Consider the following 15,235-nt stretch of genomic DNA (forward strand, 5'->3'; position numbering starts at 1 on the left):
CGCAGCGGCCGACATCACGCCCGGCAGCAGGTCAGGCCGGGGCGAGCGGATGCGGCATCCGCGTGTGCATCCCGTCGCGCACGAAGACCGCCAGGTCGGGGTGGTCGGCGAAGACGCCGTCGATGCCGGTGTCCATGATCGTGCGGAATTCGGCCTGCCAGTTGCCGACATCGGCCTTGCGCGTTCCCACCCGGAAACCGGGCGCCAGGAACCGGTTCTCCGGCCGCAACGTCCAGCAGAAGATCTCCAGGCCGGCCGCGTGCGCCGAGTCGACGAGGTCGGAGGCACCGTCGACGGTGCCGTCCGCGTCGGTGTTGAGGATGAGGGACTTGGGCACGCTGATGCCATCGACCTGGTGGCCGAGCTGGTACAGCGCCAGGTCGGTGAGGTAGTCCTCGTAGCGGGTGGCGCGGTCGCCGAACCTGGCGACGAGGTCGGCGGGGGCGCCGGTGGCCTCGAGCAGGAACACCCGCCGGCCGAAGACCCCGCGCGCCTGCACCTGGGCCAGCACCGTGCGCTCGAAGCTCTCGATGGTGAGCCGGCCCTCGCCCGTGTTCCAGCCGGCCTCGTTGACCTCGGCGGCGAACAGTTCGTCCAGCGGCAGCCCGATCGACTCGAAGTAGCTGGCGTGCTTGATCTCGGCCACCACGCCGAGCTCACGGTCGAGGGGAGCCTCCGCCCGGTCCACCAGCCGGAACACATCGCGCAGGCGCAGGATCGGGAAGAGCCCGTCGAAGCTGGCGCTCATGGTGCGCAGCGCCGGCAGCCGTTCGCGGGCGCGCAGGGTGCGCAGCTCCGCCCAGGTGAAGTCCTCGGTGAACCAGCCGGTGAGGGCGACGCCGTCGATGACCTTCGAGGTGCGCCGGCCGGCGAATTCGGCGTGATCGGCCACATCCGTCGTGCCGGAGATCTCGTTCTCGTGCCGCACGACCAGCACCCCGTCCTTGGTGGCGACGATGTCGGGCTCCACGGCGTCAGCGCCCAGCGCGAAAGCCAGGCTGTACGCGGCCTCGGTGTGCTCGGGACGGTAGCCGCTGGCGCCGCGGTGGCCGATCACGAGGGGCAACATGTCTCAAGGTTAGCCGTGGCCTGCGAGAATCACAGATTATGAACGATTGGATCGAACCCACCCCGCGCGTGCGCTGGGGCAACCCCCGGTGGCGGTACGGGGTTGGGCTGGTCACGATCGTTCTCGGCGCGGCGGCCACCAACCTGACGAGCACCTACAGCCTGTGGTTCCTGCTGCTCGGACCCCTCGTACAATTGGTCGGCTGGATGATCCTGCCTGGAGCCCTGTGGCGTCGGCTGTTCGTGCTGCTGCCCTGCCTGGTGGCCGCGCTGGTGCTCGTGGCCGGCCCGGATTTCATGGGGGCTTTCGCGGTGCTGCTGGCCGGATGGCTGTTCGCCAGGCACCGACCGCCGCTGAGCTACCTGGCCGTTGTGCCGGTGATCGTGCTGAGCTTCGTGCTCAAGGGCGCGCTGAACGAATACGGCCAGAACTGGATCGGGCTGGTGAGCGGCACCCTGACGACCGTGGCGTGTGCCTGGCTCGGCCGCGCGCTGGCGATCTGGCGGTGGCACCGGATCATCGCCTGGCGGGCGCGGCGGGCGCGCAACACGCGCGGCACCTCGACGGCGCCGGGGCCGGCGGACCAGGCTTACGGCCCGGCCTCCACGGTGCCGGCCGGGGCGTCCGCGGCCCTCGATGGCCACCCTGTCAACCCTGAGTAGACTCTCAGCAAACTACGGGTTGTTCCAGTAGATTTGGTGCACAGACTCACGCGCCGGCCGACGGTGCGTATCCCCGACCCAGCTGATTGTTAGGCAGGAAACCATGGCAACCTCCAACCCCGCATTCCGAAACGCCGCGTTCGGCGCTCCCGGCGCCGTTGCAACGTCCAAGGTGCTTTCCGACAACGACCTGCAGACGCTCTACAACGCGCCGTCCGCCGGTTCGCAGGACACCGACCGGATGACCTATGAAGACACGATCGGCAAGACCGTCATCGCGTTCGTCATCCTGCTCGCCGCAGCGGCCACGGCATGGGTGCTCACGCCCGTCGCGCCGTTCCTGCTCATCCTCGGCGCGATCGGCGGGCTCGTGCTCGGCCTCGTCAACGCGTTCAAGAAGGAGCCGTCGCCGCCCCTGATCCTCGCGTACGCCGCGATGGAGGGCCTGTTCGTCGGTGGCATCTCCCGCGTCTTCGAGCAGATCTACGCCGGCGTCGTCACCCAGGCCGTCATCGCGACCCTCGTAGTCGTCGGCGTGACCCTGGCGCTGTTCTCCAGCGGCAAGATCCGCGCGTCGGCGAAGGCCACCAAGGTCTTCCTGATCGCGATGGTCGGCTACGCCGTGTTCTCCCTGGTGAACTTCGGCATGATGATGTTCGGTGCTGCCGACGGCGCGTTCGGCATGCGCAGCAGCAGCATCGAGATCGCCGGCTTCGAGATCAAGCTCGGCCTGGTCATCGGTGTCCTCGCGGTGCTCATGGCCGCGTACTCGTTGGTGCTCGACTTCGACTTCATCCAGCGCGGCGTCAACAACCGTGTTCCGCGCAAGTACGGCTGGAGCGGCGCGTTCGGCATCATGGTCACCGTCGTGTGGCTGTACGTGGAGCTGCTGCGCATCTTCGCGATCGCCAGAGACTAGCGCTCCCCCCGGCCCCGGCGCCGGCACGCAGCACCCGCACCACCCGATAGGGCCGGCCCACCACGGGCCGGCCCTCTCGTCGTTCACGCGCGAAAACGAGGTGCGCGGGCTACGCGCCGCTGCGCGGGTGGCACGCCACCCGCGGAACGGCGCCTGACCCGCGCATCGGTGGGGCGGGTCGCTGCGCCGGTGGCACGCAACCCGCGCAGCGGCGCCTGACCCGCGCGACGGCATCCGCGCACGGCGCATCACGTGCGCACGGCGCATCACGTGCGCACCGCGAGTACGGCGGCGGCGCATCGCTCGGGCAGCCCGGGTTAACGGCGGAAGCACCCTCGCGCGGGGCGAGGGTGCTTCCGGCACAACTACGGGAGCGGCGAAATGCCTACTCCCATTCAATGGTTCCCGGCGGCTTCGACGTGACGTCGAGTACCACGCGGTTGACCCCGTCGACCTCGTTGGTGATGCGGTTGGAGATCTTGGCGAGCAGGTCGTACGGCAGTCGGGTCCAGTCGGCCGTCATGGCGTCCTCAGAAGACACGGGGCGCAGCACGATCGGGTGGCCGTAGGTGCGGCCGTCACCCTGTACGCCCACGGAGCGCACATCGGCGAGCAGCACGACCGGGCACTGCCAGATCTCGCGGTCGAGGCCGGCGGCGGTCAGTTCGGCGCGCACGATCGCATCCGCCTGGCGCAGCAGGTCGAGACGCTCCTGGGTGACCTCGCCGACGATGCGGATGCCCAGGCCGGGTCCGGGGAACGGCTGGCGCTGCACGATCTCGGCGGGCAGTCCGAGCTCGGCGCCGATGGCCCGCACCTCGTCCTTGAACAGGGCCCGCAGCGGCTCGACGAGCTCGAACTGCAGGTCCTCCGGCAGGCCGCCCACGTTGTGGTGGCTCTTGATGTTGGCGGTGCCGCTGCCGCCGCCGGACTCGACGACGTCGGGGTACAGGGTGCCCTGCACGAGGAACCGGATCGGGTCGCCGTCGATCTCGGCGGCCTCCTTGATGAGCTCGGCCTGGGCCTGCTCGAAGGTGCGGATGAATTCGCGACCGATGATCTTGCGCTTGGTCTCCGGGTCGCTGACCCCGGCCAGCGCCTGGATGAACTGCTCGCGCACATCCACCGTCACCAGGCGAATGCCGGTGGCCTTGACGTAGTCTTCCTCGACCTGGCGACGCTCGTCCTGGCGCAGCAGGCCGTGGTCGACGAACACGCAGACGAGCTGGTCGCCGATGGCCTTGTGCACCAGGGCGGCCGCGACGGCGGAGTCGACCCCGCCGGAGAGTCCGCAGATGACCTTGCCGGTGCCCACCTGGGCGCGGATCTTGGCGACCTGCTCGGTGATGACGTTGCCGCTGTTCCAGTCGGCGGCGATGCCGGCGGCGCGGTGCAGGAAGTTCTCCAGCACGTGCTGGCCGTGCGCGGAGTGCTTGACCTCCGGGTGCCACTGCACGCCGTAGAGGCGGCGCTCGTCGTTGGCGAACGCGGCAACAGGGGTCGACACCGTGGAGGCAAGTACCGTGAAGCCTTCCGGGGCCTTGGACACCGAGTCGCCGTGGCTCATCCACACGGTCTGCTCTACCGGCTGGTCGGCGAGCAGCGCGTTGACGCTGTCGGAGACCACGACGGGCGTGGAGCCGTATTCGCGCTGGCCGGTGTGCGAGACCTCGCCGCCGAGGGCGGTGGCCATCACCTGGAAGCCGTAGCAGATGCCCAGCACCGGGATGCCGAGGTCGAAGATGGCCGGGTCGAAGCTGGGGGCACCCTCGGCGTAGACGCTGGACGGTCCGCCGGAGAGCACGATGCCGATCGGGTTCTTGTCGGCGACCTCCGCAGCGGTGATCGAGTGCGCCACGATCTCCGAGTACACGGATGCCTCACGCACGCGGCGGGCGATCAGCTGCGCGTACTGCGCGCCGAAGTCCACCACCAGCACCGGGCGGCTGATGCCGGATGCCGCGGGCTCCACGGAATCGGTGGCGAGCAGGTTTTCGAGGCCCTCAGCGCCCTCGGCGCCGTCGGCTCCGACGATGTCCATCGGGTTCACGGCGCTCATGCGCGTGCCCTGCTTTCCACCGGAGTACCGGAGTGCGCGGCAAGGTAGGCCTTGACCCGGTTGCCGATCCGCACCTCCAGGAAGAAGGACAGGAACGGGATGATGCCACCGAGGGCGATCAGCAGGAAGGTGGGGAAGGGCCAGCGCATGATGCTCCAGAGACGGAAGTCGGCGAACAGATACAGGACGTAGAACCAGCCGTGCACGATCAGGATCGCGGTGCTCAGGTTGAACGCGGTGACGGAGTCGCGCGCCACGAGCGCGAGGAAGCCGTTGGGGCCGCCCAGTTCGATCTCGTACTGGAAGACGAACTTGAGGATGACCTCGACGCACAGCAGCAGCAGGAAGACACCGGTGATGATCGACGAGACCTGGTACAGCCGCAGCGCACCGGGGATTCTGGGCAGGTCGGTGGGCTTGGGTTCAAGTGGCATGGGCTAATTCTACGGGGCCGCGGCGTGCGGCCGGTCGGCGTCGGCGGCTGCGTCGGCGGCCGCGAGCTCGGCCTCCTCGGCTTCGCGCTCCCAGGCATCGCGCACGAGGCGGTACCAGAGGAACACGGCGAAGCCGGCGAAGACGGCCCACTCGAGCGCGTAGAAGATGTTCAGCCAGTTCAGCGGAACCTCCACCTCCGGCTCCGGGGAGTCGATGAGGCTCAGGCCGTCCGGCGCGGCGGAGTCGACGATGTAGCCCTGGTACACGGACTGGTCGTCCCAGTTCGCCCAGAGGTTGATCAGCGCCGCGGTCGACACCGTCGTCATGGTGTGCGGATCGGCGTCCTCGTCGGGCAGCGCGGGTGCTTCGGAGGAGAGGAACCGTCCGGTGAGCGGCTGCAGCGACGCTATCGTCATCTCGGTGGCGAGCCGGTCGCGCACGTCGGCGGCCGCATCCGCGTCGGCCGTCCAGCCACGGGCGACGGCGATGCTGGCGCCCTCGTTGGTGACGAAGTGGCTGACCACCCAGAAGCCGGTCTCGCCGCCGTTGTGCCGACCGCTGATGATCTGCTCGTCGCCGGGCACGTAGGAGCCCGTCGTCTCGATCAGTTGTCCCTCGGCCGCCTGGCGGGGCGGGCCGTCCGGCGACACGGTGTCGGTCAGCGGCTGCACGGTCTCGGTGCTGCGCTCAACGACCTGGCCGGATGAGATGGCCCGGTCGAGCTGCCACTGGCCGAGCAGCGCGAACGCCGCGGCGATCGCCAGGGCCAGCAGCAGGGCGGCGATCCAGCGGGGGCGCAGCATCATACGAATCATGAGTAGTCTCCGGAGCGGTCGTCGGCGCCGGTGCTGTCGGCCTTTTTCTTGGCGGCCGGGTAGCTGTCCGAGATGAAGTCCATCATCGGGTCACCGGCTTTCTGGTCTTTGGTGGCGGCTTCCACGAGCGCGATCTCCTCGGCGCGCATGGCGTCGCGCTCCTGGGTGCGAATGGGCGGATGCGCGGCCTTGGACCGGCGGCCCAGCGCGGCGCCGATCTTCTCGGAGTTGGCGGTGAACAGCGGGCCGAGGATCGCCATCGTGAGCACGTAGAGGCCGGCGAAGGGTTGCAGCCGTGCGTCGAGGCCGGCGCTCACCGAGAGGGTCGCCAGGATCAGGGTGAACTCGCCGCGGTTGACGAAGATGGCTGCGGTGTTGAGGCCTTCCCGCACCCCCATCTGGTGCATCCGGGCCAGCAGCATGCCGGAGCCCAGGCTCAGCACGAAGGTCATCACGATCGCGATGCCCACCACGCCGATCACCGAGCCGAACTCGGCGACGTTCAGCGCCAGGCCGAAGTTGAGGAAGAAGAACGCCCCGAAGACGTCGCGCAGCGGCACGGCAACCCGTTCGATGCGCCCCCGGTAGGTGCTGGCACCCAGCACCACGCCGATGAGGAACGCGCCGATGGCGTCGGTGACGCCGATGATCTCGCCGATGCCGGCGAAGAGCACCGCCAGGCCGAAGAACAGGATGGTGAAGAGTTCGTCGTCCTTGGTGCGCATCAGCCGCGACACCACCCGGCCGCCCCACCTGGCCACGGAGAACATCACCACGAGGAACAGGAACGCGATGCCCAGTTGCAGCACGATCGGCCAGATCTCGGTCTTGCCGCTGAGCACGACGGAGACGATGGCGAGGTACACGGCGATGAAGATGTCGCCGACCACCGTCACCCCGAGGATCATCGGGGTTTCCTTGTTCGCCAGCCGGCGCAGCTCGATGAGCAGCTTGGTGATGATGGCGCTCGACGAGGTGCCGGTCATGCCGGCGATGACGAGGGCCTCCCTGGTGCCCCAGCCCACCATCAGGCCGAACGCGAATCCGGCGCCCATGTTGATCAGGATGTAGGAGCCGCCGGAGATCAGCAGTTTTCCGGCGTCGCCGAAGAAGGCATCCTGATCGAACTCGAGGCCCAGGCTGAACAAGAGCAGGATCAGCCCGAAGACCGCGATGAGTTCGATGTCGGCCGAGTGGAAGTCGAGGGGGAACCATCCGCTGTACGGGCTGGCCAGCAGGCCGACGATCATGTAGATCGGGATCGACGGCAGGCCGATCAGCTTGCCCAGGCGGCCCAGGACGTAGGCAACCACGAGCAGGATGCCCAGGGTGAGTAGATCTTCACCGAGGTTCATCGACTACCCTCCAGGCGGCGCGTCGACGGGCTTGGACTTGATCTCACCGGTGCGGAAGAAGGCGAAGGCCTTCGCGACCTTCTCGGGAGAGCCGGCCACCACGAGGGTGTCGCCGGGGAAAACCTTGAAGTCCGGCGCGGGAGCGGGGTTGGCGGATTCGCCACGGACGACGGCCACGACGGTGAGGCCGGCGATGCCGCGCTCGGCGGGGTTGCCCAGCGGCTGGCCGGCTATATGGTCTTCGTAATCCACGGTGAACCAGTCGATGCTGAGCCCGGGGATCTGGTCGAGCGCGGTGAGCGACTCGGTGATCTGGGTGCCGCCGAGCAATTCGGCGAGGGTGTGCGCTTCGTCCTCGCTCAGGCGCAGGGACACCTTGCTGGCGTCGGGGCCGCCCTCGTCATCGGCGAAGGTGATGAGGTCGCTGTGACCGGACCGGTGCGCGATGACGCCCACCTTGCCGCCGTCATCGGTGATGAAGGTGTGCAGCACACCCACACCGGGGAGCTTGACCCGTCGAACGTCAACCATGGTGCGACTCCTGAGGCTTGTGGGCGGTGTGACTATTCTACCGGAGGCTTTCGGCCGGTTGCCCGGGGTTCGGTGCGCCCCGTGTGGCCCGGTGCGCCAGCTATGCCTGGCGCACCACGCCATACGAGGCGCACTCAAACAGATGCGTGGATCGGGAGTGCACAGATGTCACCGGCTCCCGCCGACAGTCCTCGCACTCTGCGAGCCTGTCGGCATGGGAATCTCCTCATCAACCACCCTCGGCATGCTCGCCGCGCTGTCCAGCCGCGACGGGCTGATCCTCGCGAGCGACGCGGGGTGCGTCGGCCTCCAACGGGAGCTTCGCCTCGAGTTCGAACGACAGACCGTCATTCGTCTGCGCCGAGGGGTGTACGTGCTCACCGCAGAGTGGGCTGCCCTGGGAGCGGATGAGCGCTACCTCCGTCAGATCCGAGCCCATGCAGCTGTCGCCGAGGGGCCCGCCGTCTACTCGCACTTCTCCGCGGCCGCTCTGTGGGGGCTGCCGGTTGTCGGGACCTGGCCGTCGGAGATCCACCTCACTGCGTCGGCGGCAGCGGGCGGACGATCCCGGCCCGGTGTTGTGCGTCATTCTCAGGAGCATTGCCTCGACGTCGTAGAGCACGATGGGCTTCGGGTGACGTCCGTCGCGGCCACCGCGGTGGCCATGGCCCGGATGCTCCCATTCGGTCGGGCGGTAGCGGTGGTGGACAAGGCCATACACGAGCCCCGCAATGGTGCGCCACTGACGACCAGAGCCGAACTCGAGCGGGAACTCGCACAGCTCGGCCGTGTACCCGGCCGAGCGGCAGCTGGGCGGGTGTTGGAGTTCGCCACGCCGCTATCCGGCTCCGCGGGAGAGTCGATCAGCCGGGCCGGCATCTTCCTGCTGGGGTTTCTCGCTCCGGACTTGCAGGTGCCGCACTGGGATCGGGCCGGCCTGATCGGGTATTCCGACTTCTTCTGGCCTGGCATCCGCTCCGTCGGCGAGTTCGACGGCCACGGCAAGTACCTGCGGGACGAGTTCACCCGCGGGCGCCCCGCCGCCGACGTTGTCATCGCCGAGAAGATCCGGGAAGACAGGCTGCGCGCACTGGGGCTGGGCGTGTTTCGGTGGGACTGGCCGGTTGCCACATCCCTTCCGGCTCTGGGCGACCTCCTCACTCGCAACGGTGTGCCGCGAGCGCGCTAGCCGGCACGAGGCAGCGCACCCCCTGCGTGAGTCGGGTACCGTCGCTGCACCTCTGGTGGCCCGATGCGCCAGCTATAGCTGGCGCACTGCGCCACCCGGGGCGCAACGAGCGGAGCAGACGGGGCGGGCGTCACCCCCGCCACCCCGCGCCACCCGCACGGTCAGTTCGTCACGATGTCGGGCGCCTCCAGGCGCACCCGGTCGGCAGACTCGTCGTCGGGCTGGGTCTGGGAGGCCCGCTCGGCGGCGACCCGCTTGAGGTAGATCGACACCTCCCGTTCCTCGCGCTCGGTGTCCCAGCCGAGCACCCCGGCCAGCAGCCGCGCGGCGACCGGAGCCGCGGAGACTCCCCGGTCCCAGGCCTCGATCGAGATGCGGGTGCGGCGGGCGAGCACGTCCTCGAGGTGCAGGGCGCCCATGTGCGTGGCGGCATAGACCACCTCGGCCTGGATGTAGTCGTCGGCTCCCGGCAGCGGGTCGGCCAGCTCCGGCCGCTCCTTGATCAGGTCGAGCAGCTCGTCGGTGAGGGTGCCGTACCGGTTGAGCAGGTGTTCGATCCGCACCGTGTGCAGGTTGAACGCGTGCGCGATCTTGCCGCGCTTGTTCCACGCCGCCCGGTACCCCTCGGCGCCGAGCAACGGGATCTCCTTCGTCGTCGACGGCGGCACAAGGCCGTCGAGGGCATCCACGGCCGCGTCGATGGCGTCCTTGGCCATCACGCGGTACGTGGTCCACTTGCCGCCGGCGATCACCACCAAGCCGGGCACCGAGTGACCGACCAGGTGCTCGCGGGACAGCTTGGAGGTCTGCTCGCTCTCCCCCGCCAGCAACGGCCGCAGTCCCGCATAGACGCCCTCGACGTCTTCCCGGGTGAGCGGGACCTGCAACACGGCGTTGACGTGTTCGAGCAGGTAGTCGATGTCGGCCGCCGTGGCCGCCGGATGCGCCTTGTCCAGGTGCCAGTCGGTGTCGGTCGTGCCGATCAGCCAGTGCCGGCCCCAGGGGATCACAAAGAGCACGCTCTTCTCGGTGCGCAACAGCAGCCCCATCGCCGACTGGAACCTGTCGCGCGGGACGACCAGGTGGATGCCCTTGGACGCGCGCACCTTGAAGGTGCCGCGTTCGCCGACCATCCGCTGGGTGTCGTCGGTCCAGACGCCCGTGGCGTTGACCACCTGCTTGGCGCGCACCTCGAACCGCTCCCCCGTCTGCAGGTCGTGCGCCTGCACGCCCACCACGCGTTCGCCCACCTTGATGAATCCCTCGACCCGCACCCGGCTGGCGACGTGAGCGCCGTAGGCCGAGGCCGTGCGGGCCAGCGACGCCACGTAGAGCGCGTCGTCAACCTGCGCGTCGTAGTAGGTGATGCCCCCGACGAGGGCGTTGTGGTTGAGGCTGGGCACCATCTTGGCCACCTGGCCGCGGCTGAGGTGCCGGTGGTGCGGCACACCGGGGCGCCCGCCCACGTAGGAGAGCACGTCGTAGAGCAGCATGCCGGCGCCCACGTAGGCGCGCTCGATCACCCGCTTCTTCAACGGGTAGAGGAAGCGCACCGGCTTGACCAGGTGCGGGGCGATGCGTTTGAGCAGCAGTCCGCGTTCGGTGAGGGCTTCCCTCACCAAGCGGAAGTCGAGCTGTTCGAGGTAGCGGATGCCGCCGTGCACGAGCTTCGACGAACGGCTGGAGGTGCCGGACGCCCAGTCGCGCGCCTCGAGGAGGCCGACGCTCAGGCCGCGGGTGACGGCATCCAGCGCGCTGCCGGTGCCGACGATGCCGCCACCGACAACGAGGATGTCGAGTTCCTTGGATTTAAGGCGTTCGATCGCCGCCGCGCGTTCCTCAGGTCCGAGCTTCGTGGACCTGGTCACCGAATTATCGTGCGTCATCTGCAAACTCCCATCGCCATCGGTGGTGCTTGCTTCGACGCTAGTTCACTCAGTACGGCGCTACAACTACCTCTACCCGCTGAAATTCTTTGATTCCGCTGTACCCGGTGGTGGCCATCGAGCGACGCAGGGCGCCGACCAGGTTGGCGGTGCCGTCCGCGGCGGAGGCCGGTCCGTAGAGGATGGCCTCGAGCGGGGCGACGGTGCCGACCTCGACACGCTTGCCGCGGGGCAGCTGCGAGTGGTGCGCTTCCGCACCCCAGTGGAAGCCGCCGCCGGGCGCGTCGGTGGCGCGGGCGAGGGCGGTGCCGAGCATTACGGCATCCGCACCGCAGGCGATGGCCTTGACGATGTCGCCGGAGGTGCTCAGGCCGCCGTCGGCGATGACGTGCACGTAGCGGCCGCCGGATTCGTCCATGTAGTCGCGGCGGGCGCCGGCGACGTCGGCCACGGCCGTGGCCATGGGGGCGTGGATGCCGAGGCTGGTGCGGGTGGTGGAGGCCGCGCCGCCGCCGAAGCCGACGAGCACACCGGCCGCGCCGGTGCGCATCAGGTGCAGGGCCGCGGTGTAGGTGGCGGCGCCGCCGACGATGACGGGCACGTCGAGGTCGTAGATGAACTTCTTGAGGTTGAGCGGCTCCTGGTTGCGGGAGACGTGCTCGGCGCTCACGGTGGTGCCGCGGATGACGAAGAGGTCGACGCCGGCGGCGACGACGGTCTCGTAAAGCTCCTGGGTGCGCTGCGGCGACAGGGCGCCGGCCACGGTGACGCCGGCGGCGCGGATCTCGGCGAGGCGCGCGGTGACGAGGGACGGCTTGATCGGCTCGGCGTAGATCTCCTGCATGCGCGCGGTGGTCTGGTCTGCGGGCAGCTCGCGGATCTCCTTGAGCAGCGGCTCCGGGTCTTCGTAGCGGGTCCAGAGGCCCTCGAGGTCGAGCACGCCGAGACCGCCGAGCTGGCCCATCATGATCGCCGTGGTCGGTGAGACGACGGAGTCCATCGGGGCGGCGAGGAAGGGGATGTCGAATTGGTATGCGTCAATGGACCAGCCGACCGACACATCCTCGGGGTCACGGGTGCGCCGGGAAGGCACCACCGCGATGTCGTCGAAGGCATACACACGCCGTGCGCGCTTGGACCGGCCGATCTCAATTTCCATACTCACCCGACCAGTTTAGTCGCAGCGCATTTGGTCGCCGAACCGTGAGAAAAGCCCCGAAAACTCAAGGTTTTCGGGGCTTTGCTCACGGCTCGCAGATGGTTAGCGGCGGTAGTTGGGTGCCTCCACCACGATCTGAACGTCGTGCGGGTGGCTCTCCTTGAGGCCGGCGGCCGTGATGCGCACGAACTTGCCCTTGTTCTTGAGCTCCTCGATGGTGCGGGCGCCCACGTAGAACATCGACTGGCGCAGCCCGCCGATGAGCTGGTACGCCACAGCGGAGACCGGTCCGCGATACGGCACCTGACCTTCGATGCCCTCGGGGATGAGCTTGTCGTCGGTGGGGACATCCGACTGGAAGTAGCGGTCCTTGGAGTAGGAGGTCTTGTTGCCGCGGGTCTGCAGCGCGCCGAGTGAGCCCATGCCGCGGTAGGTCTTGAACTGCTTGCCGTTGACGAAAACCAGTTCGCCCGGGCTCTCGTCGCAGCCGGCCAGGAGCGAGCCGAGCATCACGGTGTCCGCGCCGGCGACGAGTGCCTTGGCGATGTCGCCGGAGTACTGCAGGCCGCCATCCGCGATCACCGGCACGCCGGTCTCGCGGGCAGCGAGGGACGCCTGGTAGACCGCGGTGACCTGGGGCACGCCCACGCCGGCCACGATGCGGGTGGTGCAGATGGAGCCGGGGCCGACGCCCACCTTGATGGCGTCCGCACCGGCGTCGATGAGCGCCTGCGCGCCGGAGCGAGTGGCGACGTTGCCGCCGATCACGTCCACGGCGGCGAACGCCGGGTCCTTCTTGAGCCGGCGGATGATCTCCAGCACACCGGCGCTGTCACCGTTGGCGGTGTCGACGACGAGCACGTCCACACCGGCGTCGAGCAGGCTGGTGGCGCGCTGCCAGGCGTCGCCGAAGAAACCGATGGCCGCGCCGACGCGCAGGCGACCCGCGTCGTCCTTGGTGGCGTTGGGGAATTCTTCGCTCTTGTCGAAGTCCTTGACCGTGATGAGCCCGGTGAGGCGGCCGGCCTCGTCGACGAGCGGCAGCTTCTCAATCTTGTGCGTGGCGAAGATGGCCACGGCATCCATCGGCGCCATTCCCACCTTGCCCGTGATGAGAGGGGCCTTCGTCATGACCTCGCGCACCTTCATGGTGTGCTTCTGCACAGTGGAGACGAAGCGCATGTCGCGGTTGGTGATGATGCCGACGAGCACACCGTCGTTGTCGATGACCGGCAGACCGCTGATCCGGAACTGTCCGCAGATGGCGTCGACCTCCGCAACGGTGGCATCGGGCGAAGTCGTTACCGGATTGGTAATCATGCCGGATTCGCTGCGCTTGACGAGGTCGACCTGCTCGGCCTGGTCACTGATCGACAGGTTGCGGTGCAGGATGCCCAGGCCACCTTCGCGCGCCATGGCGATCGCCATCCGCGTCTCGGTGACAGTGTCCATAGCGGCGGACAGCAGAGGCGTCGCAACGCTGATTCTGCGGGTTAGCCGGGACTTTGTCTCGGCCTCGCTCGGAATTACGTCGGTGTGTCCCGGCAGGAGAAGGACGTCGTCGTAGGTGAGCCCGGTGAAACCGAACGGATCTGGCTGATCCATGAAACCCCTTTTGCATTCGCGGATAAGGAAAAAAGTCCGGAAATCCCTGGGATACAACCGGTATTCAATGTTAAGCGACATTGCGCGCGGCGCATTCCTCGATCCAGAATCAACCTTCCGGATCGCCGCACGAAACATATGCGACATAATCGGCACGTACTGTCAGCAACGTCGCTGGCAGGCAAGTCCGTGCCAGCTCGAATACGCACCGACGGTGCCGCCCTGGAGGTGCAGTGAGTAATACACACGCAATTCGCAAATTCACACCCCGAAGGGTGGTGCTGCTACTCGGCCTACTCCTCACAGCCCTGACCTTCTCCACGCTTGGCGCGGGGGCTGCTCAGGCCGACGAAATCAATACTGATCAGTACGACTACGTCATTGCCGGAAACGTGCAATTCGATGGCGACCCCATCAAAGACGTGCTCATCTCCGTCGAAGGCTCCGGCTATGAAGCCGAGGTCGTCACCGACGCAGACGGCAAGTGGCGCATCGGAGTCCCGGAGAAGGAGGCCTACACGGTCAGCCTCGACGAGGACACCCTGCCCAAGGGCGTCGTCGTCGCCAAGGGCGGATCCGAGATCAAGGCCGAGTTCGGCCTCACCAAAGTCAAATCGGTGAACTTCTTCCTCGGCGAGGGCGAGCGCACCACGGTGAGCTTCTTCGACCAGTTCGTGAACCGGTTCGTCAACGGCCTGAACTTCGGGTTGCTGCTGGCGCTGGCCGCGATCGGCATGTCGCTGATCTTCGGCACCACGGGGCTCAGCAACTTCGCGCACGCCGAGATGATCACCTTCGGAGCTCTGGCCACCCTCACCCTGTCCGTAACCCTGGGCCTGCCGATCTGGCTGGCCATCCTGCTGGCCATCGCGCTCAGCGGTCTGCTGGGTTATGGGCTCGATGCGGCGATCTGGAAACCGTTGCGGAAGAAGGGCGTCGGGTTGATCCCGCTGATGATCGTCAGCATCGGCCTGTCGCTCGCACTGCGCTACACCTTCCAGCTCTTCTACGGCGGCGGCACCAGCCAGCTGCCCGGCTCCGGCATGGCCGACTTGAAGTTCGGCCCGATCTCGCTCTCGCCGATCGACCTGGCCAGCATGGGCATCAGCATCGTCGTGCTCCTCGCGGTCTCCTACTTCCTGCTGCGTACCCGCATCGGCAAGGCCACCAGAGCCGTCTCCGACAACCCCAGCCTCGCCTCCGCGAGCGGTATCGACGTCGACGGCGTCATCCGCATCGTCTGGATCGTCGGCGGGTCGCTGGCCGGCCTGTCCGGTGTGCTCTGGGCGTACTTCCGCCCGGGCGTCAGCTGGGACATGGGCTTCCAGATCCTGCTGCTCGTCTTCGCCGCCACCACCCTCGGTGGTCTCGGTACCGCGTTCGGCGCCCTGGTGGGTTCGATCATCGTGGGCCTGTTCGTCGAACTGTCGACGTTGTGGCTTCCGTCCGACCTCAAATACGTCGGTGCACTTGTCGTTTTGATCCTGGTGCTGCTGCTTCGGCCGCAAGGCATCCTGGGTCGCAAAGAGAGAATTGGCTAGGGGCTGACGA

At 67.8% G+C, this 15,235-nt stretch carries 13 protein-coding genes; 4 read left to right on the forward strand and 9 right to left on the reverse strand.

Annotation, left to right across the window (positions count from 1 at the left end; genetic code table 11):
• Positions 1-31 precede the first annotated feature (31 nt).
• Positions 32-1,069, reverse strand: coding sequence for a glycerophosphodiester phosphodiesterase family protein (locus BJQ94_RS15185; RefSeq protein WP_265401330.1), 1,038 nt, complete (start codon positions 1,067-1,069; stop codon positions 32-34).
• 38 nt (positions 1,070-1,107) lie between these two features.
• Between BJQ94_RS15185 and BJQ94_RS15190 the strand changes: the two genes are divergently transcribed.
• Positions 1,108-1,731 carry a hypothetical protein gene (locus BJQ94_RS15190; protein WP_265401331.1) on the forward strand — a complete coding sequence of 208 codons (624 nt, stop codon included), beginning with the start codon at positions 1,108-1,110 and terminating at the stop codon, positions 1,729-1,731.
• Between the two features lie 103 nt (positions 1,732-1,834).
• The gene (locus BJQ94_RS15195) at positions 1,835-2,650 is read left to right on the forward strand and encodes a Bax inhibitor-1/YccA family protein (protein WP_265401332.1); all 816 of its coding nucleotides are present in this window, start codon (positions 1,835-1,837) and stop codon (positions 2,648-2,650) included.
• A gap of 385 nt (positions 2,651-3,035) precedes the next feature.
• Here the strand turns inward: BJQ94_RS15195 and guaA are convergent, their stop codons facing one another.
• Genes guaA through BJQ94_RS15220 form a run of 5 tightly spaced genes read right to left on the reverse strand, consistent with a single transcriptional unit; the run spans position 3,036 to position 7,845 of the window.
• Positions 3,036-4,709, reverse strand: a complete 1,674-nt coding sequence (gene guaA / locus BJQ94_RS15200) for a glutamine-hydrolyzing GMP synthase (protein ID WP_265401333.1) — start codon at positions 4,707-4,709, stop codon at positions 3,036-3,038.
• Positions 4,706-5,143 carry a DUF3817 domain-containing protein gene (locus BJQ94_RS15205; RefSeq protein ID WP_265401334.1) on the reverse strand — a complete coding sequence of 146 codons (438 nt, stop codon included), beginning with the start codon at positions 5,141-5,143 and terminating at the stop codon, positions 4,706-4,708. The genes guaA and BJQ94_RS15205 overlap by 4 nt, the downstream gene beginning before the upstream one ends.
• Before the next feature lie 9 nt (positions 5,144-5,152).
• Positions 5,153-5,959 (reverse strand): SURF1 family cytochrome oxidase biogenesis protein, encoded by an 807-nt coding sequence (locus tag BJQ94_RS15210; protein WP_265401335.1) that lies wholly within the window; start codon positions 5,957-5,959, stop codon positions 5,153-5,155.
• Entirely contained in the window at positions 5,956-7,314 is a 1,359-nt protein-coding gene (locus tag BJQ94_RS15215) for a cation:proton antiporter (RefSeq protein WP_265401336.1), read from the reverse strand. The genes BJQ94_RS15210 and BJQ94_RS15215 overlap by 4 nt, the downstream gene beginning before the upstream one ends.
• A gap of 3 nt (positions 7,315-7,317) precedes the next feature.
• The gene (locus BJQ94_RS15220; protein ID WP_104165663.1) at positions 7,318-7,845 is read right to left on the reverse strand and encodes a TrkA C-terminal domain-containing protein; all 528 of its coding nucleotides are present in this window, start codon (positions 7,843-7,845) and stop codon (positions 7,318-7,320) included.
• Between the two features lie 214 nt (positions 7,846-8,059).
• On the opposite strand from BJQ94_RS15220, the gene BJQ94_RS15225 reads away from it, so the two are divergent.
• A complete protein-coding gene (locus BJQ94_RS15225; RefSeq protein ID WP_265401337.1) occupies positions 8,060-9,034 on the forward strand; it encodes a hypothetical protein in 975 nt (324 codons plus the stop codon).
• 161 nt (positions 9,035-9,195) lie between these two features.
• On the opposite strand, the gene BJQ94_RS15230 is transcribed toward BJQ94_RS15225, so the two are convergent.
• From BJQ94_RS15230 to guaB, 3 genes are all read right to left on the reverse strand, one after another.
• The gene (locus BJQ94_RS15230; RefSeq protein ID WP_265401338.1) at positions 9,196-10,920 is read right to left on the reverse strand and encodes a glycerol-3-phosphate dehydrogenase/oxidase; all 1,725 of its coding nucleotides are present in this window, start codon (positions 10,918-10,920) and stop codon (positions 9,196-9,198) included.
• A gap of 49 nt (positions 10,921-10,969) precedes the next feature.
• The gene (locus BJQ94_RS15235) at positions 10,970-12,079 is read right to left on the reverse strand and encodes a GuaB3 family IMP dehydrogenase-related protein (protein WP_265401365.1); all 1,110 of its coding nucleotides are present in this window, start codon (positions 12,077-12,079) and stop codon (positions 10,970-10,972) included.
• A gap of 102 nt (positions 12,080-12,181) precedes the next feature.
• Positions 12,182-13,684 carry an IMP dehydrogenase gene (gene guaB / locus BJQ94_RS15240; RefSeq protein ID WP_265401339.1) on the reverse strand — a complete coding sequence of 501 codons (1,503 nt, stop codon included), beginning with the start codon at positions 13,682-13,684 and terminating at the stop codon, positions 12,182-12,184.
• 281 nt (positions 13,685-13,965) lie between these two features.
• Here guaB and BJQ94_RS15245 point away from each other — a divergent pair, with 281 nt between their 5' ends.
• Positions 13,966-15,225, forward strand: coding sequence for a branched-chain amino acid ABC transporter permease (locus tag BJQ94_RS15245; protein ID WP_265401366.1), 1,260 nt, complete (start codon positions 13,966-13,968; stop codon positions 15,223-15,225).
• Positions 15,226-15,235: the final 10 nt, after the last annotated feature.

The organism is Cryobacterium sp. SO2, assembly GCF_026151165.2.
Taxonomy (GTDB): domain Bacteria; phylum Actinomycetota; class Actinomycetes; order Actinomycetales; family Microbacteriaceae; genus Cryobacterium.

What these genes read in the sequence shown, in the direction of transcription:
- BJQ94_RS15185 (WP_265401330.1), bottom strand. Translation starts at nt 1,069, where the DNA reads ATGTTGCCCCTCGTGATCGGCCACCGCGGCGCCAGCGGCTACCGTCCC.
- BJQ94_RS15190 (WP_265401331.1), top strand. Translation starts at nt 1,108, where the DNA reads ATGAACGATTGGATCGAACCCACCCCGCGCGTGCGCTGGGGCAACCCC.
- BJQ94_RS15195 (WP_265401332.1), top strand. Translation starts at nt 1,835, where the DNA reads ATGGCAACCTCCAACCCCGCATTCCGAAACGCCGCGTTCGGCGCTCCC.
- guaA (WP_265401333.1), bottom strand. Translation starts at nt 4,709, where the DNA reads ATGAGCGCCGTGAACCCGATGGACATCGTCGGAGCCGACGGCGCCGAG.
- BJQ94_RS15205 (WP_265401334.1), bottom strand. Translation starts at nt 5,143, where the DNA reads ATGCCACTTGAACCCAAGCCCACCGACCTGCCCAGAATCCCCGGTGCG.
- BJQ94_RS15210 (WP_265401335.1), bottom strand. Translation starts at nt 5,959, where the DNA reads ATGATTCGTATGATGCTGCGCCCCCGCTGGATCGCCGCCCTGCTGCTG.
- BJQ94_RS15215 (WP_265401336.1), bottom strand. Translation starts at nt 7,314, where the DNA reads ATGAACCTCGGTGAAGATCTACTCACCCTGGGCATCCTGCTCGTGGTT.
- BJQ94_RS15220 (WP_104165663.1), bottom strand. Translation starts at nt 7,845, where the DNA reads ATGGTTGACGTTCGACGGGTCAAGCTCCCCGGTGTGGGTGTGCTGCAC.
- BJQ94_RS15225 (WP_265401337.1), top strand. Translation starts at nt 8,060, where the DNA reads ATGGGAATCTCCTCATCAACCACCCTCGGCATGCTCGCCGCGCTGTCC.
- BJQ94_RS15230 (WP_265401338.1), bottom strand. Translation starts at nt 10,920, where the DNA reads ATGACGCACGATAATTCGGTGACCAGGTCCACGAAGCTCGGACCTGAG.
- BJQ94_RS15235 (WP_265401365.1), bottom strand. Translation starts at nt 12,079, where the DNA reads ATGGAAATTGAGATCGGCCGGTCCAAGCGCGCACGGCGTGTGTATGCC.
- guaB (WP_265401339.1), bottom strand. Translation starts at nt 13,684, where the DNA reads ATGGATCAGCCAGATCCGTTCGGTTTCACCGGGCTCACCTACGACGAC.